Source organism: Streptomyces sp. NPDC003027 (assembly GCF_053591435.1).
In genome coordinates this window covers 277,454-303,363 of the sequence record NZ_JBSFTU010000001.1, presented here as the reverse complement: position 1 = coordinate 303,363, position 25,910 = coordinate 277,454, and the positions used below count along the sequence as shown (strand labels likewise).

The following is a 25,910-nucleotide window of genomic DNA, read 5'->3' as shown; positions in this document are numbered from 1 at the left end:
GGGGGCCTTATTACGCGTCCCGCGTCCGCCCAGCACAACCGCCTCCCTCGCCTCAGTCGAATCGCGGAACGGCCACCCTTATGTGTGAAGTGACATGGCTCGTGTTGTTCGGCTGGAAGTGCGAAAACTAGCTTCGGTGGCCGGAGGTGACGAGTCGATGACAGTCTGTGCCATCGAGACCGCGACGGAGGACGGCGGCGCGGTGTGGCCGACGGGGTTCACGATCACGGCGAACGGGGCGTACGCGGCGCGGCTCGCGGGTGCCGGGGACGCGCTGTACGCGGAGCGGTGGACGCTGGACGGGCCCGAGCCGTACGCCGTACCGCTCCCTCTCGACCAGCCCGAGGACCCCGGCGCGCGGCTGCTGCCGCTGGCGGACGGCCGGGTGCTGATCGGTCGGCGGGTGGACGGCCGCCGGCACACGTTCTCGCTGCTGTACCCGACAGGACCGGGGACCGGGCAGCTGCCGTTGGGGGCCGTCGAGTCCGTCGAGCCGTCCGGGGAACTGACCCTGCTGCCGCCGTCGCCGGACGGCATCTGCGCGTACGCGATGTGCGTCGGCCCGGAGACGACCACGCTGTGGCTGGTGGCGGGCGGGGCGTTCGGTCCCGAGCAGGTCGCGGAGGTCCGGGGGCGCTGTACGGGCGGGGTGTGGCTGGACCGCACCGGCCGGATGCTCGCGCTCGACCGGCGGTTGGACGGCGGCCCGGTGAAGGCGGTGGCGGTCGATCTGGAGCGGGGCGGGGAGGTGACGCCGCTGCTCCAGATCACCGAGGGGAGCGACGACCGGCTGCTGCTGGCGGACCCGGACAGCGGGCTGCTGCTGATCCGCTCGGACGCCCCGTCGCCGGGGCACGACCGGCTGGGGTGGGGTGTGCTCGGCAGCCGGCTGCCGATCCGCTTCCCGGAGTGTCTGCGTCTCGACGACGCGGCGGTGACGCCGTTCGCTGTGCAGCCGGGGCAGGTGCTGCTGCCGGAGCACTGCGCGGTGGCGCTGCGGATCGACGCGGCGGCGGGCAGCTGGGTGGGGGTGTGGCGCCCCTCGGGACGCCGGATGCACCAGGTGGCGGCGCCGGCGGGGTGGCTGGCGGGGGCCGGCCTCTGGACGCCGCAGGGGGTGCTGAGGCTGCCGTACGCGACCCGGGAGGTGCCGTGCGGCCTCGCGGAGCTGGGGGCGCCACCGGACCAGGAGCCGGAACCGGAGCAGGCACCGGCACGGGAAGCGGAAGCCGCTCCCCCGGCGCGGGCCGTGTGCCGGCCGGTCCCGCTGCAACAGGCACCCCTCGCTGACCGGAAAGTGGCTGGCTAGACTCTTGTTCGCAGCACAACAGCGAACAGTACGGGGTGAGTTCCAGCATGTCGGAAGCACGCACGGAGGGGTCGGAGCCGCACGGCTCCGGAAGGCATCGCGGCGAGGCGGCGCCGTCGGAGGAGGACTCCACGTCCTCCCCTCGCGGCCGCCACCGTCGCGACCCGCAGGCGCGATGACACCGCGCGGGCCCCGGGAGACCCCCGGGGCCCGCGCGCTTCCCGGCCCGCGCGTTTCCCGCGCCGCGCGCTTCCCGGCCCCCGTCCGCTTCCCGGCCCATACGTTTCCCGCGCCGCGCTTCCCGGCGCGTGCGTGTCCCGCCCGTCCGCTTCCGCCGTACTCCGCCAGAGCCGGCGCCGCCGACGTCGCCAGGCCCGCGATCCCGCCCTTCGCCGCCGCGTAGTTCGGCCGGCCCGCCGAGCCCGCGAGGAACGCCTCCGAGGAGGTGTTCACGATGCGGCCGTGCACACCGCGCTCCCCGCGCGGTCCCGAAGTCGGCGACGCCGCCCTGATGGGGGACGGTCCGGCCGCCCGCCGCGCGCACGACGTCGTCGAGGACCTCCAGTCCGTCCTGGCCGATCTCGTGCAGCACGGCTGCGCGCACGGTGCGGCTCCTTCGGGATGGCTACGAGTGTTCGACGATGGTGTCGGCGAGGACAGGGGCGTCCTCCCGCTCCACCGCGGTCACCGACACCTGGACGCGGCCTTCCCCGGTCCACATGCGGACACGCAGGGTCTCGCCGGGGAAGACGACCCCGGCGAAGCGCGTGCGGTACGAGCGGACCCGGGCGACGTCCCCGCCGAGCACCGTGTCGACCACCGCCTTGAGGGTCATGCCGTACGAGCAGAGTCCGTGCAGGATCGGCCGGTCGAAGCCGGCCAGCTCGGCGAACTCCGGGTCGGCGTGCAGCGGGTTCCAGTCGCCCGACAGGCGGTACAGCAGCGCCTGGTTCTCCCGTACGGGACGCTCCACGGTCCTGTCGGGCGCGCGGTCGGGCAGTTCGACCCGCTCGGAGGGGCCTCGGTCGCCGCCCCAGCCGCCCTCTCCCCGGACGAAGATCTGGGCGTCGCTGGTCCACAGGGGGCCGTCGTCGTCGGCGGCCTCGGCGCGCAGGACGAGTACGGCGGCCTTGCCCTTGTCGTGGACGGCGGCGACGCGGGAGGTGGTGACGGCCCTGCCCTGGACGGGGATGGGGCGGTGCAGGGTGATCGCCTGACCGCCGTGCAGGACGGCGGCGAGGTCCACGTCGACACCGGGGGCGGAGAGGCCGCCGACGATGCCCATTCCGGCGCCGGCGACGGTGGCGAAGCTGGGCAGGACGTGGAGCTTCGATTCGAGGGTGTAGCGGAGTTCGTCGGGGTCCGTGGCGGGGACTCCCGCGCCGAGGCCGAGGTGGTAGAGCTGGACGTCCTTGTGGTCCCAGACGATCTCGGCGCTGCGGGGCTCGGCGGCGACGGCCTTGGCGGCATCAATGGGCATCGGGATGCTGCTCCTTGGAGATCCGGTGTGGATCCGTGAAGAGGGAGGACCTCGGCGCGACCGTCCGCACCGTCGGCCGCACCGAGGCCGTTGCGGGGACCGTCCCGTACGCGCCCGCCCTTCTCTTCGCTCTAGAACGCGTTCTAGGTCGGTGATCCTCATGTATAGCCCAGGGGGGATCACTTGAAAAGCCCTGACGCCACGTCAGATACTGGTGCCGCGGGGGCCGGGGCGGAGACACCGAACGGCAGAGCCGTATCCTGAGGCGGCGGCGCAGGCACTGCCGATGCGTCGCAGCCGTCCGTCGCCGCCTGGCGCCGCCCCCGCCGGGTACCGGGTACCCGACGAACGATCGGGAGTTGACCAGTGATCAGTCTGGCCGCAGTGGGCGGAGTGGCCCTGGTTGAACTGGGCATGGCCCTGACCCCCGGACCGAACATGATCCACCTCGCCTCCCGGGCGATCACCCAAGGACGCAGGGCGGGTCTGGTCAGCCTGAGCGGGACCGCCGTGGGATTCGTGTGCTATCTGCTGGCCGCGGCCGCCGGCCTGTCCGCGTTGTTCGCCGCCGTGCCGCTGGCGTTCACGGTGGTCAAGCTCGCGGGGGCCGCCTACCTGGCCTACCTTGCCTGGGACATGCTCAAGCCCGGTGGCCGCTCACCCTTCGCTCCGGCCCAGGACCTGCCTCCCGTCTCCGACGCCCGCCTGTTCTCGATGGGGCTCCTGACCAACCTGCTCAACCCCAAGATCGCCCTCATGTACGCCGCTCTTCTGCCCCAGTTCATGGATCCGCAGGCGGGCCCGGCCTGGGCGCAACTGCTGCAGCTCGGCGGTGTGCAGATCCTCGTGGGGCTCTCCGTGAACGCTCTGATCATGCTCGGCGCGGCACGGGTGTCGGGGTTCCTGGCCGCCCGGCCGCGCGTGATGACCGCTCAACGGTTCGCGGCAGGCGGCTTGCTCGGTGTCTTCGCGCTGCGCACGGCCCTGACCCGTACGCCTGTCTCCGCCTGAGCCATGCACGTGCGCCTGTGAGTCGATCATGTGATCAGGCTGGAAGCCGTCACCGACGCTCCGGCCTCGGCAGCCACAGGAGCATCAGCGCCGCGCCCGCCAGCAGCACCCCCGTCGCCGTGCGGAACGCCAGCGCGTAGCCCGCTGTCAGGGCCTCGGGGCTGGTGGCGCCGTCGGTGCGGGCCGCCGCGACCGTCGACAGGATGGAGAGGCCGAGGGCGCCGCCCATCGTGCGGGAGGTGTTGACCAGGCCCGAGACGAGGCCCGCGTCGCCCGGGCCGGCGCCGCTGGTGGCGAGGGCGGCCAGGGGGGTGATCAGCAGGCCCATGCCGGCCATCATCAGGATGCCGGGGCCGAGGATGGTCGTCAGGAAGGTCCCGTCGGCGGTCATCGTGGACTGCCAGCCGAAGCCGGTCGCCGCGACGAGGGCGCCGATGACGGCGAGGTTGCGGGCGCCGGTCACGGGCATCAGGCGCGGGCCCAGCTTGGAGCCGACGATGACGCTGACCGAGCTGGGTATCAGGGCGAGACCGGCCTGGAGCGGGGTGTAGCCGAGGACGTTCTGGGCGTAGACCGTCATGAAGAACCACATGCCGAACGAGGTGGAGGCGCAGAGCAGCAGGGTCACGTTGGCCGCCGAGACCGCCCGCGAGCGGAAGACCTTCAGCGGCACCAGCGGCTCCGCCGTACGCGCCTCGACGGCGACGAAGACTCCGAGGAGCGCGAGACCGCCGAGCAGCGGGACGAGGGTGGCCGGGGCGGCCCAGCCCACCTCCTCCGTCTGCACGATGCCGTACGCGACGGCCGCGAGCCCGCCGGTGACGAGGACCGCGCCCGGCAGGTCGAGCCGCCGTCCTCCGGAGCCCCGGCTCTCGCTCAGCCACAGCACGGCGCCCACCAGGACCAGGACGCCGACGGGCACGTTGATCAGGAGCACCCAGCGCCAGGAGAGGAGGTCGACGAGCACTCCGCCGACGAACCCGCCCGCCGCGCCGCCGGCCGCGCCGACCGCCGTCCAGGTGCCGATGGCCCTGGTCCGCGCGGGCCCGGCGGGGACGGTGGCGGTGACGATGGTGAGCGTCGCGGGCGCGAGGACCGCCGCGCCGAGTCCCTGTACGGCGCGGGCGGCGACGAGCTGCCAGCCGTCCTCGGCCAGGCCGCCCGCCGCCGAAGCGGCGGTGAAGAGCCCCAGGCCGAGCAGGAACATCCGCTTCCGGCCGAAGAGGTCGGCCGCCCGGCCACCGAGCAGCATGAACCCGGCGAAGGTGATGGAGTACGCGTTGAGGACCCATTGCAGTCCGAGGGCCGACAGCCCGAGGTCGGTCCGCATCGACGGCAGCGCGACGTTCACCACCGAGACGTCGAGGACGACGAGGAACTGCCCGGCGCAGGCGGCCAGGACGACGAGCCAGGTGCGGCGGTCGGGTCGTACGGACGCGGGCTTCTCGGTGACCGACTCGGTGGGTTGCATGCCCGTCATGGTCGCAGAGCGGCTGCGGCCCGTACATCGGGATTCGGTCCTAGGACGGGGGCCTGCGCAGGGACCGTCGGGCAGAGTCAGGAGCCGGCAGGAGCACCGCTCTACGGCCTCCGCGGCATCGTCACGACAGCCGCGCTGCCAAGCGGTGCCGGATCCGGAAGGGAGGCGGCCCCAGGATCGGCGGGAGGCGGCTCACGAACCCCACCGAGGTCCGGGAAGGAGCCGGCGGCTCACGGAACCCCCCGCGCCCCGGCGATAATCGCGCACATGTTCCGTACCGCACGCACACTTCTGATGGCCTTCCTGATGGCCGTCGCGGCGACCGCCGCATCCGCCCTGCCGGCCCAGGCGGCCGCCGAGCTGCCCGGCGGCAAGGCCAACTTCGTCGTCTCCCTCGGCCACCTCAAGGACGGCGCCCGCAACAACTGGGTGCGCCTCGGCACCTACGAGTTCGACGCCGCCGCCGGCACGGTCTCGGCCCGCATGTACGTCTGGGACCACGCCGTGCCGAAGGCCCGGGAGGGCACCGGCACCGTGCCCGACAGCAGCTGCTCGTCCACCGACCTGAAGAGCACCACGCACGTGCTCGCCTGCCAGATCAAGACCGCGGGCGGCTTCACCGGCTCCCCCACCGAACTGCGCACCGGCATCTACACGCTCCAGAACGACACGATCGACGGCGTGTCCACGCCGACCGTGTGGATCAAGTGGAACCACACCACCGCCTGGACCGAGAAGTGGGCCATCGAGACCGGCACGAACCTCGCCCGCCTGTCCTTCCTGCACAACACCAAGGCCACCACGGGTTACGGCTACGGCAGCAACGCGGCCCTGACCACGCGCCGCGCCATGACGACCGTGCAGGCCCACCCGTCGACGATCCGCCTCCAGGGCACGACCTGGGCCAAGGACGTGACCAGCACCAGCAGCGGTGTCTTCCACCACGAGAACTTCCGCACCTGCGAGACCACGACGTGGTGCCTCACCTACCTCCAGCCGACCTCGTCGACCGCCTGCCAGAAGGAGGGCGGCTGCCCGAACTACGGCGGCGGCACGGCGTCGAACATCTCGTCCATCCAGTACTACCTGCAGAAGTTGAGCAACACCGACCGCCGCGACACCCTGTGGCACTGGTGCACCTGCCTGGCCGTGGAGCGGAACGAGCTCTGCTACACCGGCAACTCGCACGTGAAGCCGATGTACCAGATCATCGACGACACCGGCACCTTCCGCGGCTGGGTCGGCGTCGAGGCGTCGTACTACCCCGGCAACATCACGGACCCGCGCAAGAGCGACATGTTCAGCGTCTTCCGCCTGGCCGACTGGACGTAGACCGCAGCCCCTTGGTGACGACGGGGTGTGCCCCGGCTCGATTCGAGCCGGGGCACACCCCGTCCTCAGTCCTGCTTCCGGGCGCCGGGGCGCAGCGCCAGAGCGGCCCACGCGACCGCCGCCACCAGCGCGGCCGCGATGACCGCGAGCAGTACGGGCGCCTCCGGACGCCAGCCCAGGCAGACCCGGGTGCCGAGGAGGGTGAGGACGACCGCGATCCGGCCGGGTGCGTAGACGGGGACGCGGGCGGCGGTGGCGCGCAGCACGGCCGCCACCGCGACGCCCGTCGCCGTCCAGGCGGCCACGTACGGCCAGACGTCCCCCGAAGCGGCGGGCGGCAGGCCGTACTTCGTGGAGCCGATAGGGAACAGGGCTCCGGCCCAGCCGAGGCCGACCCCGAGCACGGCGATAGCCGCCACCCACCAGGCGTGGCGCCACCAGGGGCCGGGCGCCAGTCTCTCTTCGTCGTCGGAGCCGGAGAAGTCGAGCAGTTCGATCACGCCCAGAAGGACGTGACCGAGCGGGCGGACGTTGCCTCCGGCCGCCTACCGCCTCACCGGGCGCGCAGACGCCCTTCGGCGGCGGCGGCGACGAACGCGGTGAAGGCGGCGGGGACGGCGAGGAAGACGGGCCCGTCGGGGTTCTTGGAGTCGCGGACGGCGACGTGGGCCGTGAGGTCGGCGACTTCGACGCATTCGCCGCCGCTGGAACCGCTGTACGAGGACTTGCGCCACGCGGCGGTGCCGACGGGGGCGCACTCGATGCACTGGCCACCGGTGTCACCGCTGTACGACGACTTACGCCAGTGTGCGCCCGTCAGGTTCTGGTTGGTCCCCATAGCGTTCCTCCATTGCACGGGCGATCAGTGCGGCCGAATCCTCCACGGAGAGCGCGGCGGCCTGCAGGTGATCGTAACGGAGCGAACCCTCCCTGATGGCTGTCGGATTGGCGGTCATACGGCCCTGAACAAAGTCCTCGGTGTAGACGATGTCCGGGTCGCCCTCGCCTCCAGCTCCGCGTACGGCTGGAACCACGTCGGCAGCTGGCTCTTCAGCACCAGCCCCACCAGCCGCGAGAACAACCCGCCCGTCATCAGCCCCGCGTCCAGCCGCTCCGAGAACTGGCGCGTCGGCACCTTCTTCGCCGTCTCGATCTGGCCGACCAGCGATCCCGTGCAGAACAGGATCTTGCCCAGCTGATCCTGGTTCAGCCCCGCCTCCTCCCGCAGGCGGCGGAGTTCGGAGCCGTAGTAGTCCAGCGGGGACGCGCTGGGGTCGAGGCTGCGGATGTTGACCACGAGGAGGTCACCCCCAAGTTCACGCGGTGAAGCGTTGTATTCGGTCCGTAGCCGAGCGTAACGACGGCGCTCCATTCTGGCGGCATGAATCAGGTAACTGACCTCTATCCGGCCGAACTTCCCACGAGCTACCGCATGGGGTTCACCGTCGGTGAGCACTCGGCCGGTCACATGCGCCGCATCCTGCGCATGTTCCTCACGCGCTGGGGGATGGAGCGGGTCACCGACCCCGCCCAGCTCGCGCTGACCGAGCTGGTCGCCAACGTCGTACGGCACGTGCCCGGGCGGCGGTGCACGGTGCTGATCCTGCGGGAGCCGTTCGGTCTGCGGGTGGAGGTCGCCGACGCGGTGCCGGGGACGGTGGTGGCGAAGCCCGCCGGGGCGCTGGACGAGGGCGGGCGCGGGCTGGTGCTGGTGGAGGCGGTGACGGACCGGTGGGGGGTGGTGGAGTCGGGCAAGGGGAAGACGGTGTGGTTCGAGTGTGACGCGTAGGGCACGATGGGCGCTCGCACACGCGTACCCGCCAGTAGGAGGACCCGCCCATGGCCGCCGAGCCCGCCGCCGCGCCGAAGCCCGAGATCCTTGCCGCCTTCGAGGCCGCCAAGGGCTTCATGCCCGTCAGGGAGGGGCTCGCGCTGTACGAGGCGGCTGCCGAGGCCGCCGCGCTCGGGCTGCCCCTGCTGGAGGTGGGGACGTACTGCGGGCGCTCCACGATCCTGCTGGCGGACGCGGCCCGGGCGGCCGGGACGGTGGCCGTGACCGTGGACCATCACCGGGGCAGCGAGGAGCAGCAGCCGGGGTGGGAGTACCACGATCCGACGGTCGTCGACCCGGAGATCGGGCTGATGGACACCCTGCCCGCCTTCCGCCGGACCCTGCACAGGGCGGGCCTTGAGGAGCACGTGATCGCGGTCGTCGGGCGCTCGCCGCAGGTGGCGAAGGTGTGGGCGGGCGAGCTGGGCCTCGTCTTCATCGACGGCGGCCACACGGACGAGCACGCGACGGCGGACTTCGAGGGCTGGGCGCCGAAGGTCGCCGCCGGTGGTCTGCTCGTCATCCACGACGTCTTCCCGGACCCGGCGGACGGCGGCCAGGCTCCGTACCGGATCTACCTGCGGGCGCTGGAGTCGGGCGACTTCGAGGAGACCTCGGTCACCGACTCCCTCCGCGTCCTGCGCCACCGCGCCTAGGGTCTTTCGTTTGGATCAGGCCGGATCAGGGAGCGGGGTCCGGTGCATGGGGTCTCCCCAGGCCCGCCAGGGCCGAGGGGACGGATCGCAAGGCGGAGGAGGGAGTCAACGCGGAGCGTTGGCGACCGACGACAACGCGGCGAGGCGCGGCACCAGAGCCGGCGAGCCCGGCATGATCCAAACGAAAGGCCCTAGGGGGCGGCTTGCGGAAGCGTGGGGACCGGTCGTGCGCCACGCCCCTGGCGGCCGGGGACGGCCCGCTTGTCGTGGTGGGTGATCGCCGGTCTACCATGACCGCTTCTGTTCCCCCAAGAGGGCGGTTTTGATGGGTATTTCTCGTATATCCCGAAGAGTGGCGACGGCGTTGTCGGCGGTGGGGCTCGTCTTCTCCGGCCTCACGGCCACGGCCTCGCCGGCCGCCGCGGCGGAGCCGTGTCCCGCCGAACGCCTGTGCCTGTACTCCGGAACGGGCCTCGAAGGTCTCCAGTTCGTGGCGGGCAGCACCCAGACCTGCTTCTGGCTGGGCCGGTACGGCCTGGGCGAGGGGTCAGGAGGGATCAACTCGTACGTCAACAACCTCCCCGTCACGGCGCAGGTGTACCAGTTCGACACGTCGGGTCTCAGCTCCGCCGACCACGTCCTGCGCGGCAGCATCCGGTCCGGAGGGGCCAGCAGCAACACCGGAGCCTCGGACCCCGCCTCGCCCTGGCACCGGCTGGACAAGGTGTGCACGGGCGGTGCGGACCCCATGACGTCTCCCTCCTTCACCTTCGGCGCTGAGGACGACGCCGATCCCCTGCGCTACGCGGACGTCCCGGGAACGAAGCTCGAGTTCGACGCCACGCAGGGGCAGGCGTCGTACCTGTGGACCCGCAACGTGTCGGTCGGCAACGTCCCGGCGCTGGGCGAGCACAAGAACATCGGTGTGACCGGCGCGATCCGCTGCATGTACGCGGACGGGCGCGCGCTTCCCACCGACAGGGAGACCGGAGCGTACTGGGCGGCGAACCTCGTGCCGCCCGGTGAGACGGCCCTGGCGCCCTCGGTGCGGTGGACGTTCGTCGCGCCGACGACGGACCGCTACCGGTGCCGCGTCTCGGTGCTCGGCTACGCGACCTGGATCGGCGCGGGGAACTCGGTGGCCATGCAGGTCGCGGCGGGCGCGGGTCTGTCCCGGGCCGTGTACAGCGACACGGCCGGGTGGACGCAGGCCGACGCCGTGGAACCGCCCGCCCTCACGCCGGGGACCACGAAGAGCTTCCTCGACCACGTGTACACCCCGCAGGGGGCGGACCGGATCGCGATCGTCCTGGACGCCAACATGACCAGCTGCAACAACGACAAGGACGGCATCACGCCCAACTACGGGATCGACAAGTGCGCGGGCGAGAACGACCCGACCGCGCACCACACGGACGCCTCCACCTGGATCGAGGCACAGCCCGTCAGGGCCGACGGCTCCACCTGCGGCGGCCCGCTGAAGAGCGCCGTGGCGCGCTGGTACATCACCGAGCGCAAGCACCACCAGACCGCGACGAACACGCTGTACCTGACGACCGCCGAGCTCGGCGGATGCGACCGCGTCCGCGCCACGCTGAAGGTGTCGAACCACGCCGGCAACCGCCTGCAGGTGCATACCGGGTACGCCTCGCAGCGCATCGCCAAGACACACGGCACGGCCTTCACCTACTAGGACGAGTGGAACAGGCCGAGCCGAGCCCACGGGCGAGACCTCCGCGCCGGCCGCCGGGGTCATGCGCGCTCGGGCGAATCAATGGAGACAGGAGATGTGCGACGTGCGTGTGCTGTTGTCGACGTATGGGTCGCGTGGGGACGTCGAACCACTCGTGGCCCTCGCGGTGCGGTTGCGGGAGCTCGGCGCGGAGGTGCGGGTGTGTGCGCCGCCGGACGAGGACTTCGCGGAGCGGCTGGCCGGGGTCGGCGTGCCCATGGTGGGCGTCGGGCAGTCGGCACGCGCGCTGACGACCGCTGCGCCACCGCCGTCGAAGGCCAATCTGCCCCAGCGCGCGGCCGAGTTGATCACCAGTCAGTTCGAGGTGATTCCGGCGGCGGCCGAAGGGTGCGACGTGCTGGTGGCGACGGGCGCGATGCCGGCCATCGCCGGGGCGCGGTCGGTGGCCGAGAAGCTGGGCATCGGCTACGTGTCCGCGATCTTCCAGCAGCTGACCCTGCCGTCGCCGCTGCGCCCGCCGCTGGCGTACCCGGGGCGGCCGTTCCCGCCGGAGGTGACCGACAACCGGGCCCTGTGGGAGCTGGACGCCGAGAGCATCGACGCGCTGTTCGGTGAGGCGCTCAACACCAACCGGGCGTCGATCGGCCTGCCCCCGGTGGACAACGTCCGCGACTACGCCTTCGGTGACCGGCCGTGGCTGGCGACCGACCCGGCGCTGGACCCGTGGCGGGAGACGCCGGACCTCGACGTCGTACAGACCGGCGCGTGGGTGCTGCCCGACGAGCGGCCGCTCCCGGCGGAGCTGGTGGCCTTCCTGGATGCGGGCGCGCCGCCGGTGTACGTGGGCTTCGGCAGCATGGCCGTACGCGCGGGGGAGGACGCGGCCCGGGTCGCGATCGAGGCGGTTCGCGCGAACGGCCGCCGGGTGCTCGTCGGGCGCGGGTGGGCGGATCTGGGCCTGGTCGACGACCGGGACGACTGCTTCGCCGTCGGCGAGGTCAACCACCAGCGGTTGTTCGGACGGGTGGCCGCCGTCGTGCACCACGGTGGCGCGGGAACGACGACGACGGCCGCTCGGGCCGGCGCTCCGCAGGTGGTGGTGCCCCAGTTGGCGGACCAGCCGTACTGGGCCGGCCGGGTGGCCGAACTCGGCATCGGCGTGGCCCACGACGGTCCCGTGCCGACCGTCGAGTCCCTGACGGGTGCGCTCAAGACCGCCCTGACGCCCGAAACGGGCGCCCGGGCCAAGGCGGTGGCCGGCACGGTCCGCACCGACGGGGCGATGGTGGCCGCGAAACTGCTGCTCGACGCCGTCGGCTGAGAACGGCGGAAACGGCCGAGACGGCCGAGAGGGCCGAGAGGGCCGCATCGGCCGAGAGGGCCGAGACGAGTCCGCGGGAACCACGCGGACTCGTCTGCGCCGTCAGGTCGCCGAGCCGCCGAGGCGGATGACCCAGCGGCGGGAGTTGTCGGTGTCGCAGGTGAACTGGACCATCTGCACGTTGTTCTCGGTCGACCGGCCGCCGGCGACCGTCGCGCACTTGTTCGTCTGGACGTTCACCACCTGGTAGGAGGTGCCGCCCCAGTTGGTCAGGCGCCAGCGGCGTGAGGGGTCGGAGTCGCAGGTGAACTGGACGAGCGGGTGGTTGTTGGCGGTGGACCGGCCGCCGGCGACCGTCGCGCACTTCCCGCTGTGGAGGTTGACCAGCTGGAAGGAGTCGCCGTTCCAGTTGGTGATCCTCCATCGGCGTGACCGGTCGGTGTCGCAGTCGAACTGGAGCAGTTCGAGGTTGTTCTGGGCGAGGCTGCCACCGCTGAAGGTCATGCACTTGCCGGTCTGGAGGTTCCGGAACTGGAAGGCGGCTCCGGAGATCCGGGCTTCCGAGGCGGTGGTGTCCGCCGCGGGGTGGGCGACCGCGGGGAACGGCAGGAGCAGAGTGCCTCCGGCCAGGAGGATCGTCGACGTCGTCAGGAGACGACGGGACCGCGTTTCCTTGCGTAGACGCATGGGACCGCTCCTCTCGTGTGGATGAGAAGGGAGGGGACGGCGGCCGCCTTAACCACTATCAGCGGGTCCCGTTCGCCGCGCAAACGCGGGGAACGGGACCCGTTGCACGCTCAACCAGTCGGTCCGGGGCCGCCGGTACGGGCAATCCGGCGCCGGAACGCCTACAGTCACGGGGTGCCGTACGACCACCGCAAGCTTCTCGCCCTCCCCCTTGCCCTGACCGCCTGCGCCGCCCTCTCGGCCTGCGGGGGCCCCGGATCGGCCGCGCAGTCCCCCCGTAGTGCCGACGCGAAGGCCACGGCCACGGGCACGGGCGAGGCGACCGCCACCGGCCCCGCCGGGCCGCCGCCGAAGGTGCTGGCGGGGCGGACGGTCGTCATCGACCCCGGCCACAACCCCGGCAACTTCCGTCACCCCGAGGAAATCAACCAAAAGGTGGATATCGGGACGCACCGCAAAGAGTGCGACACCACCGGCACCTCCACGGACGCGGGGTACACCGAAGCCGCCTTCACCCTCGACGTCTCCCACCGCCTGCGCGATCTCCTCAAGGCCCAGGGCGCCGAGGTGGTCCTCACCCATGACGCCGACCGCCCCTTCGGGCCCTGCATCGACGAGCGCGCCAGGACCGGCAACGCCGCCCGCGCGGACGCCGTCGTCTCCGTGCACGCCGACGGCTCCGCGGCCGGCAACCGCGGGTTCCATGTGATCCTGCCCGCCCGCGTGCGCTCCGGCACCGCCGACACCACGGCGATCGTCGGCCCCTCCCGTATCCTCGGCGAGGACATCGCCCGGCACTTCGCCCGGGCCACCGGGACCGCGCCCGCCAACTATCTGGGCTCCGGCACGGGGTTGGACGTCCGCGACGATCTCGGCGGACTCAATCTCTCAACCGTCCCCAAGGTCTTCGTCGAATGCGGCAATATGCGTGATCCGAAGGACGCCGCACTGCTGACCGATGCGGCGTGGCGCCAGAAAGCGGCGCGGGGAATCGCGGACGGCATCAGGACCTACCTCAAGGGGTAGAACCGGCGGGCGATAGATTCGCTCCGTACGATGGGGCCGCCCCCGTGCTTCGCGCCACCCCGACGAGACGACCCGACGAAGGATTTTTACGTGAATATCCGCTCCCTCACTCGAGGCGATGGCGTGGTGATCGGTGCAGCGGTGGTGCTGTTCATCGCCTCGTTCCTCGGCTACTCCAGCTGTGAAGGCCCTTACTGCGACACGGTCGGCTCCCCGTTCTCCTGGGAGTTCTCCCCCCTGGGCTGGGGCGCCTTCCTCCTCGGCATCGTGGGCGCCGCGCTGGTGGTCCTCTCCCACGCGCTTCCTCAGCCCCTCAAGGTCGCCGGCCTGGAGCTGCGTCAGATCGGCGTCGCGTTCACCGTGGCCGCGGCCTGGACCCTGCTGATGTGGATCTTCGAGTCGGAGAACGCCGGTATCGGCCTCATCCTCGGCGTGATCGCCTCCCTGGTCCTCGCCGGTGCGGCCGTCGCCGCTCCGCTGGTGCCCGCCCTGAAGGCCCCGCTGCTCGGCGCCCCGAAGCCGCAGACCGCGCAGCCGTACGGCATGCACCCCGGCCAGCCGGGCCCGCAGGGCGTCGCCGGGGGCTACGGCTACCCGGGCGCTCAGCAGCAGCCCTACGGCGCCCAGCCCCACCAGCCGTACGGTGGCCAGCAGCCGCAGCCCGACCCGCAGGCCGCCCAGGCGCAGCAGCCGGCCCCGGTGCAGGCGCAGCAGCCGGCGCCGGCGCAGAGCGAGCAGCCCGCGGCCGACTTCGCGCCGTTCTGGTTCGCCGTCCCGGTCGCCCGCCCGCTGTACGCGGAGGACGGCTCCCCGACGCCGATCGCCGAACTGGCCCCGGGTACGTGGTACCTGGCGGTCGAGCAGCGCGGTCCCGGCCTGGTCGCCCAGACGCAGGACGGCCGCCGCGGCGTCCTCCAGGACACCACCGGCATCCAGCGCGGCTGAGCGCGCACCCGCTTCACCGACGACGGCCCCCCGCCCGGATCCCTTCCGGGCGGGGGGCCGTTGCCGTGCAGTCCCCCATCCACACCGGACGTGGCCCTGGTCCGCGCCCAGGTCTGCGACGACCCGGCGAGGGCCTGCTGATCTCATAGTTCCGGCCGTCGAGTTGAGCGGTCGCGACCACCTTGTCGGCGGTCTCGCCACCCTGGGCCACTCGAACGGGTTTCGAAGGACGGAACCCGGCAAGGCGAGCGGTATGACTTCCGGACGGAGTAACACCACGCAAGCGGCGCGGGTGATCGCGATCGTCGCCGATGTCTTCGCCGCCATCATCGGTCTCTGGATCCTGATGTATCTGCTGGACGCCAACCGGGGCAACGGGCTGGTGGAGTTCGTCCAGAGCGTGGCCCGCTGGCTGGCGGGCTGGTCGCACGATCTGTTCACCTTCGACGAGGCGTGGGCGCGTGTGGTGGCCGGTTACGGTCTCGCCGCCGTCGTCTACCTGGTCGTCGGGCACACGGTGGCGGGGCGCCTGCTGCGCCGCCACTGACCGGCCATCGGGCCGTCCGGGGTCATCCGGCCCCGGACGGCCGGGCGTTCACCCGCAGCGGTCCGGCTCCAGGTCACCGGACTCGCAGGCCGTTCACCCGCAGCAGCCCGGCTCCAGGTCACCGGACTCGCAGGCCGTTCACCCGCAGCAGCCCGGCTTCAAGTCACCGGACTCGCAGGCCGTTCACCCGCAGCAGTCCGGCTCCAGGCCCCTCGGCAGCCGTTCGCCGCCGAAGACGGCGACCGTCGCCTCGTCGCCGCCCAGGGCCGCCACCGCGAGCAGCAGCGACCCGGCCGTCCAGGCGGTGAGCTCCTCGGGCCATACGGCCCGGTTGCCCTCGAAGACGTACCCCGTCCAGTACATGCCGCCCTCGGCGCGCAGGTGCTGGATGGACTGGAGGATCTCCAGGGCGCGGTCGGACTCGCCCATCGCCCACAGGGCGAGGGCGAGTTCGCAGCTCTCGCCGCCGGTGACCCACGGGTTGGGCAGGACGCACCGCACACCGAGGCCCGGGACCACGAAGTCGTCCCAGTGCGCGTCGATCCGGGCCTTGGCCCCGGCGCCGGTCAGGGCGCCGCCGAGGACGGGGTAGTACCAGTCCATGGAGTAGCGGGACTTGTCGAGGAAGCGCTCGGGGTGGCTGCGGATCGCGTGGCCGAGGGCGCCCGCCGCCAGCTCCCAGTCGGGCTGGGGCTCCTCCCGTTCCTCGGCGATGGCGAGCGCGCAGCGCAGCGCCTGGTGGATGGAGGAGCTGCCGGTGAGCAGGGCGTCCTCGACGGGGGTGCCGTCGGGCTCGCGCTTCCAGCCGATCTGGCCGCCGGGGCGCTGGAGGGCGAGGACGAACTCGACGGCGGCGTAGACGACGGGCCACATCCGGTCGAGGAAGGAGTCGTCGCCGGTCGAGAGGTAGTGGTGCCAGACGCCGACGGCGACGTACGCGACGAAGTTGGTCTCCCGGCCCGGGTCGGTGACGTCGGCCGGGTCGCCGTCCTGGTAGGCGGCGTACCAGGAGCCGTCGGGGTTCTGGTGCCGGGCGAGCCACTCGTAGGCCCGCGCGGCGGCGGCGTGCTCGCCGGCCGCGTCCAGGGCCATGGCGGCCTCGGTGTGGTCCCACGGATCGAGGTGGTGGCCCCGGAACCAGGGGATCGCCCCGTCCTCCCGCTGGACGGCGAGGATCCCGGCGACGGTCTCGGCGGCCTGCTCCGCGGTGAGGACCCCGGGCAGGAGGAGGTGTTCGGCGATGCGCTCCGGAGAGGTCACTTGGCGACGTCCGCGGAGGTTCCGGAGGTGGCCTTCGGCAGGTGCGGCTTGGTCGCGTACGCCACGAAGCTCTTGCCGACGACCGGGTTGAGCAGCTGCTCGGCGACCCGGGTCAGGGCGGGCTTCTTCATGATGTCCCAGACCAGGAGCTTGTGGTACGCGCGGACCGGCAGCGCTGCGTCTTTACCGTCCCTGCCCACTCCGAAGGCGCACTTCAGCCACCAGTACGGCGAGTGCAGGGCGTGCGCGTGGTGGGTGCCGTACGGCCTGAGGCCCGCCTGGCGGATCTTGGACAGGAGTTCGTCGGCCTTGTAGATGCGGATGTGGCCGCCCTCGACCTCGTGGTAGGCGTCGGACAGCGCCCAGCAGACCTTCTCGGGGCCGTAGCGCGGGACGGTGATCGCGATCCGGCCGCCGGGCTTCAGGACGCGGACCATCTCGGCGAGCACGCCCTTGTCGTCCGGGATGTGCTCCATGACCTCGGAGATGATGACGACGTCGAAGGACTCGTCGGGGAAGGGCAGGTTGAGCGCGTCGCCCTCCATCGCGGTGGCGGTCGCGCCGGCGGGGGCCTCGCCGGCCTCCTTCATCGCGGCGAACCACGTGGCGACCTCGCGGATCTCCTCGCCGTTCCGGTCGAGGGCGACGACCTGGGCGCCGCGCCGGTAGCACTCGAAGGCGTGCCGGCCCGCACCGCAGCCCAGGTCGAGCACGCGGTCGCCGGGGGCGAGCGGGAAGCGGGTGAAGTCGACGGTCAGCACGGGGTCGTCCTGCTTTCGGTGTTGACGGGAGATTGTGGGCGATCGTCCCGCCGGGCGATGGGGGTGCTCCCTGATCGAACGCGGCCGAGAGCTCGGGGGAGGCTGGGCGCGACCGGACCACCGGGCCGCACCCGGCGAACGGGACGAGGCGTCACCGGGCGCCCCCGCGCACCCCGGCACCCTGCGCGGCGATCGCCTCCCGGTACAGCTCGGCGGTGCCCTGGGCGGCACGCGCCCAGGTGAAGCGGGCCAGGACCCGGGCGCGTCCGGCGGCGCCGAGACGGGCCCGCAGCTCCGGACCGCCGAGCATCCGGCCGAGGGCGGTGGCCAGCGCGTCCGCGTCGCCCGGGGGAACCGCGAGACAGGTCTCGCCGTCACGTCCCGCGACCTCGGGGATCGCGCCGCCGGTGGTGGCGACGAGCGGGGTCCCGGTGGCCATGGCCTCGGCGGCGGGCAGCGAGAACCCTTCGTACAGCGACGGCACGCAGGACACCTGGGCCGAGCGCACGAGGTCGACGAGTTCGGCGTCGGTGATGCCCTTGACGAACTCGACGGCGTCCGTGAGTCCGTACCGCTCGATGGCCTGGGCGACCGGACCGTCCTCGGCGCGCCTGCCGACGACGACGAGGTGGGCGGCCGGGTTCTCGGTACGGAGTTTGGCGAGCGCCTCGACGAGGTGGACGAGGCCCTTGAGCGGCACGTCGGCGCTGGACGTGGTGACGATCCGGCCGGGGACCTCGGCAACCGAGGGGTCCGGTGACCACAGGGCGGTGTCGGCGCCGATGTGGACGACCCGGATGCGGTCGTCGCGTACGCCGAGGTGGTCGACGATCTCCTGCCGGGAGGTGCCGGAGACGGTCAGCACGGACGGCAGCCGGCGGGCGACCCGCTTCTGCATCCGCGTGAAGGCGTACCAGCGGCGTACGGAGGCGCGGCGCTTCCAGTCGGCGGCGGCGTCGAGTTCGAGCTGCCGGTCGACGGTGATGGGGTGGTGGATCGTGGTGACGAGGGGCGCGCCGAGGTCGCCGAGCAGCCCGTAGCCGAGCGTCTGGTTGTCGTGGACGACGTCGAAGTCGCCGCGGCGGGCGGCGAGCATGCGCCGGGCGCGCAGGGAGAAGGTGAGCGGCTCCGGGAAGCCGCCGGTCCACATGGTGGCGACTTCGAGGGCGTCGATCCAGTCGCGGTACTCGTCGCGCCCGGGGGTCCGGAAGGGGTCCGGCGAGCGGTAGAGGTCGAGGCTGGCGAGCTCGGTGAGCGGGACGCCCTCGTCCAGGACGGGGTACGGCTGCGAGCCGATGACCTCGACGCTGTGGCCGAGCCGGGCGAGCTCGCGGGAGAGGTGCCGGACGTAGACGCCCTGGCCGCCGCAGAACGGGTTGCCCTTGTACGTGAGGAGAGCGATCCGCAACGGACGGTCACCGTCGTCGGTGACGCCCTGGCGGGGGCCTGACTCTATGGCCTCAGCGGTCACTCGCTGCCCCCTTCGAGCGTGCGTTTCGCGGGAGCGTAACCGCTCGCGCTAATCTAGAACAAGTTACAGACTTGATCGCTGTTGATCGTCCGAGGTGCACTGAATCTACCGGCAGGTAGGCCCCCCGCAGGAGCCGCGTCAGGTGATTCGCGCCACGGCGGGCACCCCGCCACACTGTCGCTCCCCCACCGCCGTCGCGCTCGGCGGTCCGCACGGAACGGGACTCCATGACCGCGGAAGACAGACCCGCCTCGCCGCCCCTGACAGAGCGCCAGGAGGCGCGTCGCCGCCGGATCCTGCACGCCACCGCGCAGCTGGCCGGGCGGGGCGGCTTCGACGCCGTACAGATGCGCGAGGTCGCCGAGGCGGCCGGGGTGGCGCTCGGGACGCTGTACCGCTACTTCCCTTCCAAGATCCATCTGCTGGTCGCGACGATGCAGGACCAGCTCCAGCACTTGCGCACGACCCTGCGGAAGCGGCCGCCCGCGGGCGACAGTGCGGCGGAGCGGGTGGCGGAGACGCTGATGCGGGCGTTCCGGGCGCTCCAGCGGGAGCCGCAGCTGGCGGACGCGATGGTCCGGGCGCTGACCTTCGCGGACCGGAGCGTGAGCCCCGAGGTGGACACGGTGTCGCGGCTGACGACGGCGATCATCCTGGACGCGATGGGGGCGGAGCACCCCACGCCGGAGCAGCTGTCCGCGGTGCGGGTGATCGAGCACACCTGGCACTCGGCGCTGATCACCTGGCTGTCGGGCCGCGCCTCGATCGCCCAGGTGAAGACAGACATCGAGACGGTCTCCCGGCTGATCGACCTGACCGCGCCGGCCGGGCCCGCCCGGACCGCCGGCTGATCGAACCGACCGCGCCGGGCGGGCCCGGCGGGCCCGTTCGGTCCGCCGGTCGGCCGGTCGGCCGGTCGGCTGGTCCACCTGACGGCACCGGCCGCGCTCCCCGCGGAACATCGCGGTCGGCGAGGCCGAGGCGCGTGTGCGCCGGCTGGTGAAGCCGGGCCGCGCGGAGGCCGTGCCGGGCACGGACCCGGTGGCGTACGCGGCGGTCCGCCGGCCGTCCCCGGGGCGCCGGAGGGCTCGCGCCGGGCGCGGTGTGAGGCGCCTCGCACCCACCGGCCGTCCGGGGTACGGCCCGGTAGAGTGTGCGAGTCGTCATCATGCCCGTACGGGGGGAAGCCGGTGCGAATCCGGCACTGACCCGCAGCCGTGAGCCGCCTCCGCGTGGTGAGTCGGAATGCCCCGCCCGGGACGTGACCGCCGGCACCGTCGAGGAATACGGAGCCGAGCCTGGTGCCCCGAGCGTGCCTGTGCCCGGCCCGCAGGAGAGGCACAGCACGCATGACCACCGTCCGCCGCGGCGCCGCCGCGTTCGCAGCCGCCGCGCTGCTCTGCACCGGAACGGCTTCCGTCGCATCCGCCGCGCCTTCCCCTTCGCCCACCCCCGCGCCCGTGATCCCCTCCGGGCTCTACGGCACGAAGGACCCGACGTACGACGGTGTCTGGCGCCAGTCGCTCGCCTTCATCGCCCAGCGGACCAACGGCGTCCAGCCCGCCGAGAAGTCCGTGACCTGGCTGCTGCGGCAGCAGTGCGGCAGCGGCGCCTTCCCCTCGTACCGCCCGGATCCCGCCAAGCCCTGCACCCCGGCCACGATGCTGGACACCAACGCCACCGCCGCCGCCGTGCAGGCCCTCGCCGGCGTCAAGCGCGACAGCGCCGACCCCGATCGGCTGGCCAAGGCCGCCCAGGCGGGCGCCGGCTGGCTGAAGGGCGTCCAGAACAAGGACGGCGGCTGGGGCTACAACCCCGGCAGCCCCAGCGACGCCAACTCCACCTCCCTGGTGATCGGCGCGCTCGCCGCCCTCGGCGAGAAGCCCGGCGAGGTGAAGTCCGCCGAGGGCAGGACTCCGTACGACGCGCTGCTCGGCTTCGCGATCCCCTGTGCCGCGAAGGACGGCGCGGGCGCGTTCGCCTACCAGCCGGACAAGTCCGGCAAGCTGCTCGCCAACGCCGACGCCACCGCGGCCGCCACGCTCGCCGGACTCGGCAAGGGCCTCACCGCGCGCGGCGTGAAGCCCGCGCAGACCCCCACCTGCACCGACCTGCCCGAGCCCACGATCGAGCGGGCCGCCCTCAACGGCGCCTCCTATCTGGCCGGGGCGCTCGCGAAGACCGGCCACCTGAACACGCCGCCGATGCCTGGCGCCGCGAACCCGTCCGAGCTGCCCGACTTCGGCAACACGGCCGACGCCGTCGTCGCGCTCGCCGCGAGCGGCGCGACGAAGGAGGCCGCCGGGGCGCTGGCCTGGCTCCAGCAGAACTCCGCCGCCTGGGCGAAGGAGAACGGCCCGGCCGCCTACGCCCAGCTGATCTTCGCCTCCAACGCGATGGGCGTCGACCCGCGCGCCTTCGGCTCGGCCGACCTCCTCAAGGGGCTGGGCGCCACCGGCCCCGCGCCGCAGTCCGCTCCCTCGGCCGCCGCGCCGGCGAGCGACGAGGACGAGGAGAGCGCGGACTCCGGCTCCTTCGACCTCTGGTGGATCATCGGCATCGGCATGGTCGTCGGTGTCGGCATCGGCTTCCTGCTGAGCGGCCGCAAGAAGTGAGGACGCGGCTGCGCCGGGCCGCGGCTTCCGCCACCACCGCCGTCGCGGCCGCCGTCCTGACCCTGGCCGTCGCCGTCCCCGCCGAGGCCGCCGGATACCGCTACTGGTCGTTCTGGGAGAGCCAGGGCGGCGGCCGGTGGGCCTACGGCACGCAGGGCCCGGCGACCGCGGTCCCCGCCGACGGCGACGCGATCGGTTTCCGCTTCGCGGTCAGCGAGGACGCGAACGACGCCGCCCCGCCGTCCGCCGCCCCCGACTTCGCGTCGATCTGCGCCGGTACGGAGGGGAAGGCCGGCACCAAGCGGGTGGCGGTCGTCGTGGACTTCGGCGGTCCGCGGGACGCCCCGCCGGGCGAGACGCCGCCGGACCCGCCGGTCAGGACGGGCTGCGCGCAGGTACGGGACGACGCGACGAGCGCGGAGGCGCTGGCGGCGGTGGCGAAGCCGCTGCGGTACGACAGCGCGGCGCTGCTGTGCGGGATCTCCGGCTACCCCGCGAAGGGCTGCGGCGAGCAGGTGGCGGGGACGGCGCCGTCCGCCGGACAGGCACGGCCTTCCGCGTCCACGCCCCAGACCGCGCCGACCACCCCGACCGACCCGACCGCCGCGAGTGACGGCGAGGGCGGCGGCGGCCCGTCCGTCGGGATCGTCGCGGGCGGAGCGGCCGTGCTCGTACTCGGTGGCGCGGCGGTCTGGAAGGCCCGCCGCCGCACATGATCCCGGCCCCCGAGGCGAACCGTTCCAACGCCCTGCACGCGGGCGCCTGGTGGCTCTGGGCGCTCGGTCTGGCCGTGGCCGCCTCCCGTACCACCAACCCGCTGCTCCTCGGTCTGATCGTCGGCGTCGCGGGCTATGTCGTCGCGGCGCGCCGCACCGACGCGCCCTGGGCGCGCTCGTACGCGGCGTTCGTGAAGCTCGGCCTGTTCGTGGTGGTGCTGCGGGTGGTCTTCTCGCTCGTGCTCGGCTCTCCGATCCCGGGTACGCACGAGCTGTTCGCGCTGCCCCGGGTGCCGCTGCCCGACTGGGCCCAAGGAGTACGGATCGGGGGCCGGGTCACCGCCGAGCAGCTGGTCCACGCGGTGTACGACGGGGCGAAGCTGGCGACCCTGCTGATCTGTGTGGGCGCGGCGAACGCGCTCGCCAACCCGGCCCGGCTCCTCAAGTCGCTGCCCGGCGCGCTGTACGAGGCCGGGGTCGCCGTCGTGGTGGCGATGACGTTCGCCCCGAACATGGTCGCGGACGTGGCGCGGCTGCGCACGGCGCGGCGGCTGCGGGGCCGCCCGACGGGGGGCGTGAAGGCGGTGCTCCAGATCGGACTGCCGGTGCTGGAGGGGGCGTTGGAACGCTCGGTCGCGGTGGCGGCGTCGATGGACGCGCGCGGGTACGGCCGTACGGCGCGGGTCCCGGCGGCCGTGCGGCGGACGACGAACGTGCTGACGCTGGGCGGGCTGCTCGGGGTGTGCGCCGGTTCGTACGGGCTGCTGGCGGCGGAGGGCGCGGGGTACGGGCTGCCGCTGGTGGGCGCCGGTCTCGTCGCCGCCGTGGCAGGGCTGTGGCTCGGCGGGCGGCGGACGGTCCGGACCCGGTACCGGCCCGACCGGTGGGGGGTCCGGGCCTGGCTGGTCGCCGGCTCGGGTGCGGCGGTCGCGGCGCTCGTGATCGCGGCGAACGCGTACGCGCCCGAGGCGCTGCACCCCGGGGTGGTCCCGCTGGTGGCGCCGCAGCTGCCCGTATGGCCCGCCCTCTCCGTACTGGTGGGCCTGGTGCCCGCGTTCGTCGCCCCCGCCCCCAAGGAGTCCTGAGATCCCGTGATCCGCTTCGAGAACGTCTCGGTGACGTACGCGGACGCCGACGCGCCCACCCTTCGGGAGGTGGACCTGACCGTCCCCGAGGGCGAACTGGTCCTCCTCGTCGGCCCCTCCGGGGTCGGGAAGTCGACGCTGCTCGGCGCGGTGTCCGGACTCGTCCCGCACTTCACGGGCGGGACGCTGACAGGCCGGGTCACGGTCGCGGGCCGCGACACACGGACGCACAAGCCGCGTGAACTGGCCGACGTCGTCGGCACGGTGGGCCAGGACCCGCTCGCGCACTTCGTCACGGACACGGTCGAGGACGAGCTGGCGTACGGGATGGAGTCCCTGGGCCTGGCGCCGGGGGTGATGCGGCGCCGGGTGGAGGAGACGCTCGACCTGCTGGGCCTGGCGGAGCTGCGCGACCGTCCGATCGCCACGCTGTCGGGCGGCCAGCGGCAGCGGGTGGCGATCGGCTCGGTGCTGACTCCGCACCCGAAGGTCCTGGTACTCGACGAGCCGACGTCCGCGCTCGACCCGGCGGCGGCGGAGGACGTCCTCGCGGTGCTGCAGCGCCTGGTCCACGACCTGGGGACGACGGTCCTGATGGCCGAGCACCGCCTGGAGCGGGTGGTGCAGTACGCGGACCAGGTGCTTCTGCTGCCGGAGGGGGCGATGGGCCCGCCGGCGGACATCATGGCCGTCTCACCGGTCTGCCCGCCGGTGGTCCAGCTGGGCCGCCTGGCGGGGTGGTCCCCGTTGCCGCTGACGGTCCGGGACGCGCGACGGCGTGCGGGCGCGTTGCGGGAGGCCCTGGCGGGCCGGGAGCCGGGAACGGACCGGGAGCCGGGGACTAGCCGAGAGCCGGGGGCGGACCGGGAGCCGGGGACCGGCCGAGAGCCGGGCACGGACCGGGAGCCGGGGACGGGCCCCGTGGGGCTTCTCCCCCACCCCGCCCCTTCCCGTAGCCGGGGGCTCCGCCCTCCGACCCCCGCGCCTCGAACGCCGACGCGGCTGAGACTGCCCCGGCTGCGGCGACGGCCGGACGGCCCCGTCGCGACCGACCACCTCGTCGAGGTCCACGCCCTCGGCGTCCGGCGCGGCCGCGTGGAGGCCCTGCGGCGCGTGGACCTCCGCCTCGACGCCGGAGAGACCGTCGCCCTCATGGGCCGTAACGGCGCCGGGAAGTCCACGCTGCTCGGCTCCCTCGTCGGCATGGTCGCGCCGACCTCCGGGGCCGTCCTCGTCGGTGGGCGCGTCCCGCACCGGACCGACCCGCGCGAGCTGATCCGCCAGGTCGCTCTCGTACCGCAGGAGCCGCGTGACCTGCTGTACGCCGACACGGTCGCCGCCGAGTGCGCCGCCGCCGACCTGGACGCGGGCGTCCGGCCGGGGACCTGCCGGGCCCTGGTGTCCGAGCTCCTTCCGGGGGTCGCGGACGACACGCACCCGCGTGACCTGTCCGAGGGGCAGCGCCTCGCGCTCGCCCTCGCCGTCGTCCTCACCGGGCGCCCCCCGCTCCTCCTCCTCGACGAGCCGACCCGGGGGCTCGACTACGCCGCGAAGGCCCGTCTCGTCGCCCACCTGCGCACACTCGCCGCCGAGGGGCACGCCATCGTCCTCGCCACGCACGACGTGGAGCTGGCCGCCGAGCTGGCGCACCGGGTGGTGATCCTCGCGGGCGGCGAGGTCGTCGCCGACGGGCCGACCGCCGAGGTCGTCGTCTCCTCCCCCGCCTTCTCCCCGCAGGTCGCGAAGATCCTCGCCCCGCAGCCCTGGCTCACGGTCGAGCAGGTCGCCCCGCACCTGGCGGACCTGTGAGCACGTCGTCGCGGCCGATCCGTCTCGGTCCCCGCTCGATCGCCGCCCTCGTCCTGATCTCCGTCGTCGGTGTCATCGCGTTCGGCTGGCCGCTGCTCGCCGACTCCGGCTCGGCCGTCGGCTCGCACTCCGCCGACGCGCCCTGGCTCTTCGCCGCCCTGCTCCCGCTTCTCGTCGCCGTGGTCGTGGCGACCATCGCCGACGGCGGCCTGGACGCGAAGGCGGTCGCGATGCTGGGAGTGCTGGCCGCCGTGGGGGCGGCCCTGCGCCCCCTGGGCGCCGGTACCGCCGGTCTGGAGCCCATGTTCTTCCTGATGGTCCTCAGCGGCCGGGTCCTCGGGCCGGGCTTCGGCTTCGTCCTCGGCTCGATGACGATGTTCGCGTCCGCCCTGCTCACGGGCGGTGTGGGGCCCTGGATGCCGTTCCAGATGCTGTCGATGGGGTGGTTCACGATGGGCGCCGGGCTGCTGCCGGGCGCGGACCGCCTCCGCGGCCGCGGCGAGCTGCTGATGCTGTCGCTGTACGGGTTCCTGGCGGCGTTCGCGTACGGCACGGTCATGAACCTGTACGGCTGGGTGCTCGTCCCCGGTCTGGCCTCGGGCGTCTCGTTCCAGCCGGGTGATCCGCTGGGGGAGAACCTGGCGCGGTTCGCCGCGTACGTCCTGGCGACCTCGCTCGGCTGGGACCTGGGCCGGGCCGCGCTGACCGTCGTCCTCACGCTGACCGTCGGCGGCCCCCTTCTCAAGGCGTTGCGGCGGGCCACCCGACGCGCGAACTTCGAGGCCCAGGTCACATTCGAGGCCGCTCGCAGGCCCCCGGACGGTGAGGCGCCCCACAGGACCTACGTCACGTACGGCCCGGAATAGGAGATGGAC

The 25,910-nt window shown here is 73.1% G+C and carries 24 protein-coding genes, 3 pseudogenes and 1 riboswitch; of the genes and pseudogenes, 17 read left to right on the top strand and 10 right to left on the bottom strand.

Features of this window, described 5'->3' with window-relative positions:
• The first annotated feature begins 157 nt into the window (after positions 1-157).
• Positions 158-1,309, top strand: a complete 1,152-nt coding sequence (locus ACWDX6_RS01440) for a hypothetical protein (protein WP_451482890.1) — start codon at positions 158-160, stop codon at positions 1,307-1,309.
• Positions 1,310-1,579: 270 nt separating this feature from the next.
• Here the strand turns inward: ACWDX6_RS01440 and ACWDX6_RS01435 are convergent.
• Both ACWDX6_RS01435 and ACWDX6_RS01430 read right to left on the bottom strand, forming a co-directional pair.
• A pseudogene (locus ACWDX6_RS01435) lies at positions 1,580-1,804 on the bottom strand (SDR family NAD(P)-dependent oxidoreductase); the annotation flags it as partial.
• A 130-nt stretch (positions 1,805-1,934) separates the two neighbouring features.
• Positions 1,935-2,789 (bottom strand): MaoC/PaaZ C-terminal domain-containing protein, encoded by an 855-nt coding sequence (locus ACWDX6_RS01430; protein ID WP_451482889.1) that lies wholly within the window; start codon positions 2,787-2,789, stop codon positions 1,935-1,937.
• A gap of 366 nt (positions 2,790-3,155) precedes the next feature.
• Here ACWDX6_RS01430 and ACWDX6_RS01425 point away from each other — a divergent pair, with 366 nt between their 5' ends.
• Positions 3,156-3,800: a LysE family translocator gene (locus ACWDX6_RS01425; protein WP_451482888.1), complete on the top strand. Its 645-nt coding sequence runs from the start codon at positions 3,156-3,158 to the stop codon at positions 3,798-3,800.
• A gap of 49 nt (positions 3,801-3,849) precedes the next feature.
• On the opposite strand, the gene ACWDX6_RS01420 is transcribed toward ACWDX6_RS01425, so the two are convergent.
• Entirely contained in the window at positions 3,850-5,280 is a 1,431-nt protein-coding gene (locus ACWDX6_RS01420) for an MFS transporter (RefSeq protein WP_451482887.1), read from the bottom strand.
• 267 nt (positions 5,281-5,547) lie between these two features.
• On the opposite strand from ACWDX6_RS01420, the gene ACWDX6_RS01415 reads away from it, so the two are divergent.
• Positions 5,548-6,612 (top strand): hypothetical protein, encoded by a 1,065-nt coding sequence (locus tag ACWDX6_RS01415; protein WP_451482886.1) that lies wholly within the window; start codon positions 5,548-5,550, stop codon positions 6,610-6,612.
• A 65-nt stretch (positions 6,613-6,677) separates the two neighbouring features.
• Here ACWDX6_RS01415 and ACWDX6_RS01410 read toward each other — a convergent pair whose 3' ends face one another.
• The 3 genes and pseudogenes from ACWDX6_RS01410 to ACWDX6_RS01400 all read right to left on the bottom strand — a co-directional run bounded on the left by ACWDX6_RS01410 (position 6,678) and on the right by ACWDX6_RS01400 (position 7,909).
• Positions 6,678-7,112, bottom strand: a complete 435-nt coding sequence (locus tag ACWDX6_RS01410) for a hypothetical protein (protein WP_451482885.1) — start codon at positions 7,110-7,112, stop codon at positions 6,678-6,680.
• A 53-nt stretch (positions 7,113-7,165) separates the two neighbouring features.
• Positions 7,166-7,450 carry a DUF397 domain-containing protein gene (locus ACWDX6_RS01405; RefSeq protein ID WP_451482884.1) on the bottom strand — a complete coding sequence of 95 codons (285 nt, stop codon included), beginning with the start codon at positions 7,448-7,450 and terminating at the stop codon, positions 7,166-7,168.
• A pseudogene (locus ACWDX6_RS01400) lies at positions 7,410-7,909 on the bottom strand (Scr1 family TA system antitoxin-like transcriptional regulator). The gene ACWDX6_RS01405 and the pseudogene ACWDX6_RS01400 overlap by 41 nt, the downstream one beginning before the upstream one ends.
• 84 nt (positions 7,910-7,993) lie before the next feature.
• Here ACWDX6_RS01400 and ACWDX6_RS01395 point away from each other — a divergent pair.
• From ACWDX6_RS01395 to ACWDX6_RS01380, 4 genes are all read left to right on the top strand, one after another.
• Positions 7,994-8,401, top strand: a complete 408-nt coding sequence (locus ACWDX6_RS01395; protein ID WP_451482883.1) for an ATP-binding protein — start codon at positions 7,994-7,996, stop codon at positions 8,399-8,401.
• A 50-nt stretch (positions 8,402-8,451) separates the two neighbouring features.
• A complete protein-coding gene (locus tag ACWDX6_RS01390; protein WP_451482882.1) occupies positions 8,452-9,099 on the top strand; it encodes a class I SAM-dependent methyltransferase in 648 nt (215 codons plus the stop codon).
• 352 nt (positions 9,100-9,451) lie between these two features.
• Positions 9,452-10,792, top strand: coding sequence for a peptidase inhibitor family I36 protein (locus ACWDX6_RS01385; RefSeq protein WP_451482881.1), 1,341 nt, complete (start codon positions 9,452-9,454; stop codon positions 10,790-10,792).
• A 94-nt stretch (positions 10,793-10,886) separates the two neighbouring features.
• Positions 10,887-12,113, top strand: a complete 1,227-nt coding sequence (locus tag ACWDX6_RS01380) for a glycosyltransferase (RefSeq protein WP_451482880.1) — start codon at positions 10,887-10,889, stop codon at positions 12,111-12,113.
• Between the two features lie 102 nt (positions 12,114-12,215).
• On the opposite strand, the gene ACWDX6_RS01375 is transcribed toward ACWDX6_RS01380, so the two are convergent.
• Positions 12,216-12,800 carry an RICIN domain-containing protein gene (locus ACWDX6_RS01375; RefSeq protein WP_451482879.1) on the bottom strand — a complete coding sequence of 195 codons (585 nt, stop codon included), beginning with the start codon at positions 12,798-12,800 and terminating at the stop codon, positions 12,216-12,218.
• Between the two features lie 174 nt (positions 12,801-12,974).
• On the opposite strand from ACWDX6_RS01375, the gene ACWDX6_RS01370 reads away from it, so the two are divergent.
• From ACWDX6_RS01370 to ACWDX6_RS01360, 3 genes are all read left to right on the top strand, one after another.
• A complete protein-coding gene (locus ACWDX6_RS01370; RefSeq protein WP_451482878.1) occupies positions 12,975-13,826 on the top strand; it encodes an N-acetylmuramoyl-L-alanine amidase in 852 nt (283 codons plus the stop codon).
• 90 nt (positions 13,827-13,916) lie between these two features.
• Positions 13,917-14,771: a DUF5336 domain-containing protein gene (locus ACWDX6_RS01365; protein ID WP_451482877.1), complete on the top strand. Its 855-nt coding sequence runs from the start codon at positions 13,917-13,919 to the stop codon at positions 14,769-14,771.
• 253 nt (positions 14,772-15,024) lie between these two features.
• Positions 15,025-15,318, top strand: coding sequence for a hypothetical protein (locus ACWDX6_RS01360; RefSeq protein ID WP_356895709.1), 294 nt, complete (start codon positions 15,025-15,027; stop codon positions 15,316-15,318).
• A gap of 183 nt (positions 15,319-15,501) precedes the next feature.
• Here ACWDX6_RS01360 and ACWDX6_RS01355 read toward each other — a convergent pair whose 3' ends face one another.
• The 3 genes from ACWDX6_RS01355 to ACWDX6_RS01345 all read right to left on the bottom strand — a co-directional run bounded on the left by ACWDX6_RS01355 (position 15,502) and on the right by ACWDX6_RS01345 (position 18,810).
• A complete protein-coding gene (locus tag ACWDX6_RS01355) occupies positions 15,502-16,578 on the bottom strand; it encodes a prenyltransferase (RefSeq protein WP_451482876.1) in 1,077 nt (358 codons plus the stop codon).
• Positions 16,575-17,339: a class I SAM-dependent methyltransferase gene (locus ACWDX6_RS01350; protein ID WP_451482875.1), complete on the bottom strand. Its 765-nt coding sequence runs from the start codon at positions 17,337-17,339 to the stop codon at positions 16,575-16,577. Before ACWDX6_RS01350 ends, ACWDX6_RS01355 begins: the two co-directional genes overlap by 4 nt.
• 151 nt (positions 17,340-17,490) lie before the next feature.
• Entirely contained in the window at positions 17,491-18,810 is a 1,320-nt protein-coding gene (locus tag ACWDX6_RS01345) for a glycosyltransferase family 4 protein (protein ID WP_451482874.1), read from the bottom strand.
• A gap of 227 nt (positions 18,811-19,037) precedes the next feature.
• On the opposite strand from ACWDX6_RS01345, the gene ACWDX6_RS01340 reads away from it, so the two are divergent.
• From ACWDX6_RS01340 to ACWDX6_RS01310, 7 genes and pseudogenes are all read left to right on the top strand, one after another.
• The gene (locus tag ACWDX6_RS01340) at positions 19,038-19,661 is read left to right on the top strand and encodes a TetR family transcriptional regulator (RefSeq protein WP_451482873.1); all 624 of its coding nucleotides are present in this window, start codon (positions 19,038-19,040) and stop codon (positions 19,659-19,661) included.
• Positions 19,662-19,752: 91 nt separating this feature from the next.
• Positions 19,753-19,869, top strand: a pseudogene (locus tag ACWDX6_RS01335) (MBL fold metallo-hydrolase); the annotation flags it as partial.
• Positions 19,870-19,990: 121 nt separating this feature from the next.
• A riboswitch (cobalamin riboswitch) is annotated at positions 19,991-20,061 on the top strand.
• Positions 20,062-20,159: 98 nt separating this feature from the next.
• Positions 20,160-21,425, top strand: coding sequence for a prenyltransferase/squalene oxidase repeat-containing protein (locus tag ACWDX6_RS01330; RefSeq protein WP_451482872.1), 1,266 nt, complete (start codon positions 20,160-20,162; stop codon positions 21,423-21,425).
• On the top strand, positions 21,422-22,141 hold the full coding sequence (locus tag ACWDX6_RS01325) for an SCO2322 family protein (protein WP_451482871.1): 720 nt from the start codon (positions 21,422-21,424) through the stop codon (positions 22,139-22,141). Before ACWDX6_RS01330 ends, ACWDX6_RS01325 begins: the two co-directional genes overlap by 4 nt.
• The gene (locus tag ACWDX6_RS01320; RefSeq protein WP_451482870.1) at positions 22,138-23,226 is read left to right on the top strand and encodes an energy-coupling factor transporter transmembrane protein EcfT; all 1,089 of its coding nucleotides are present in this window, start codon (positions 22,138-22,140) and stop codon (positions 23,224-23,226) included. Before ACWDX6_RS01325 ends, ACWDX6_RS01320 begins: the two co-directional genes overlap by 4 nt.
• Before the next feature lie 6 nt (positions 23,227-23,232).
• A complete protein-coding gene (locus tag ACWDX6_RS01315) occupies positions 23,233-25,035 on the top strand; it encodes an ABC transporter ATP-binding protein (RefSeq protein WP_451482869.1) in 1,803 nt (600 codons plus the stop codon).
• Positions 25,032-25,901 carry an ECF transporter S component gene (locus ACWDX6_RS01310; protein WP_451482868.1) on the top strand — a complete coding sequence of 290 codons (870 nt, stop codon included), beginning with the start codon at positions 25,032-25,034 and terminating at the stop codon, positions 25,899-25,901. Before ACWDX6_RS01315 ends, ACWDX6_RS01310 begins: the two co-directional genes overlap by 4 nt.
• Positions 25,902-25,910: the final 9 nt, after the last annotated feature.

What these genes read in the sequence shown, in the direction of transcription:
- ACWDX6_RS01380 (WP_451482880.1), top strand. Translation starts at nt 10,887, where the DNA reads ATGTGCGACGTGCGTGTGCTGTTGTCGACGTATGGGTCGCGTGGGGAC.
- ACWDX6_RS01415 (WP_451482886.1), top strand. Translation starts at nt 5,548, where the DNA reads ATGTTCCGTACCGCACGCACACTTCTGATGGCCTTCCTGATGGCCGTC.
- ACWDX6_RS01405 (WP_451482884.1), bottom strand. Translation starts at nt 7,450, where the DNA reads ATGGGGACCAACCAGAACCTGACGGGCGCACACTGGCGTAAGTCGTCG.
- ACWDX6_RS01395 (WP_451482883.1), top strand. Translation starts at nt 7,994, where the DNA reads ATGAATCAGGTAACTGACCTCTATCCGGCCGAACTTCCCACGAGCTAC.
- ACWDX6_RS01390 (WP_451482882.1), top strand. Translation starts at nt 8,452, where the DNA reads ATGGCCGCCGAGCCCGCCGCCGCGCCGAAGCCCGAGATCCTTGCCGCC.
- ACWDX6_RS01375 (WP_451482879.1), bottom strand. Translation starts at nt 12,800, where the DNA reads ATGCGTCTACGCAAGGAAACGCGGTCCCGTCGTCTCCTGACGACGTCG.
- ACWDX6_RS01330 (WP_451482872.1), top strand. Translation starts at nt 20,160, where the DNA reads ATGACCACCGTCCGCCGCGGCGCCGCCGCGTTCGCAGCCGCCGCGCTG.
- ACWDX6_RS01340 (WP_451482873.1), top strand. Translation starts at nt 19,038, where the DNA reads ATGACCGCGGAAGACAGACCCGCCTCGCCGCCCCTGACAGAGCGCCAG.
- ACWDX6_RS01320 (WP_451482870.1), top strand. Translation starts at nt 22,138, where the DNA reads ATGATCCCGGCCCCCGAGGCGAACCGTTCCAACGCCCTGCACGCGGGC.
- ACWDX6_RS01440 (WP_451482890.1), top strand. Translation starts at nt 158, where the DNA reads ATGACAGTCTGTGCCATCGAGACCGCGACGGAGGACGGCGGCGCGGTG.
- ACWDX6_RS01430 (WP_451482889.1), bottom strand. Translation starts at nt 2,789, where the DNA reads ATGCCCATTGATGCCGCCAAGGCCGTCGCCGCCGAGCCCCGCAGCGCC.
- ACWDX6_RS01360 (WP_356895709.1), top strand. Translation starts at nt 15,025, where the DNA reads ATGACTTCCGGACGGAGTAACACCACGCAAGCGGCGCGGGTGATCGCG.
- ACWDX6_RS01420 (WP_451482887.1), bottom strand. Translation starts at nt 5,280, where the DNA reads ATGACGGGCATGCAACCCACCGAGTCGGTCACCGAGAAGCCCGCGTCC.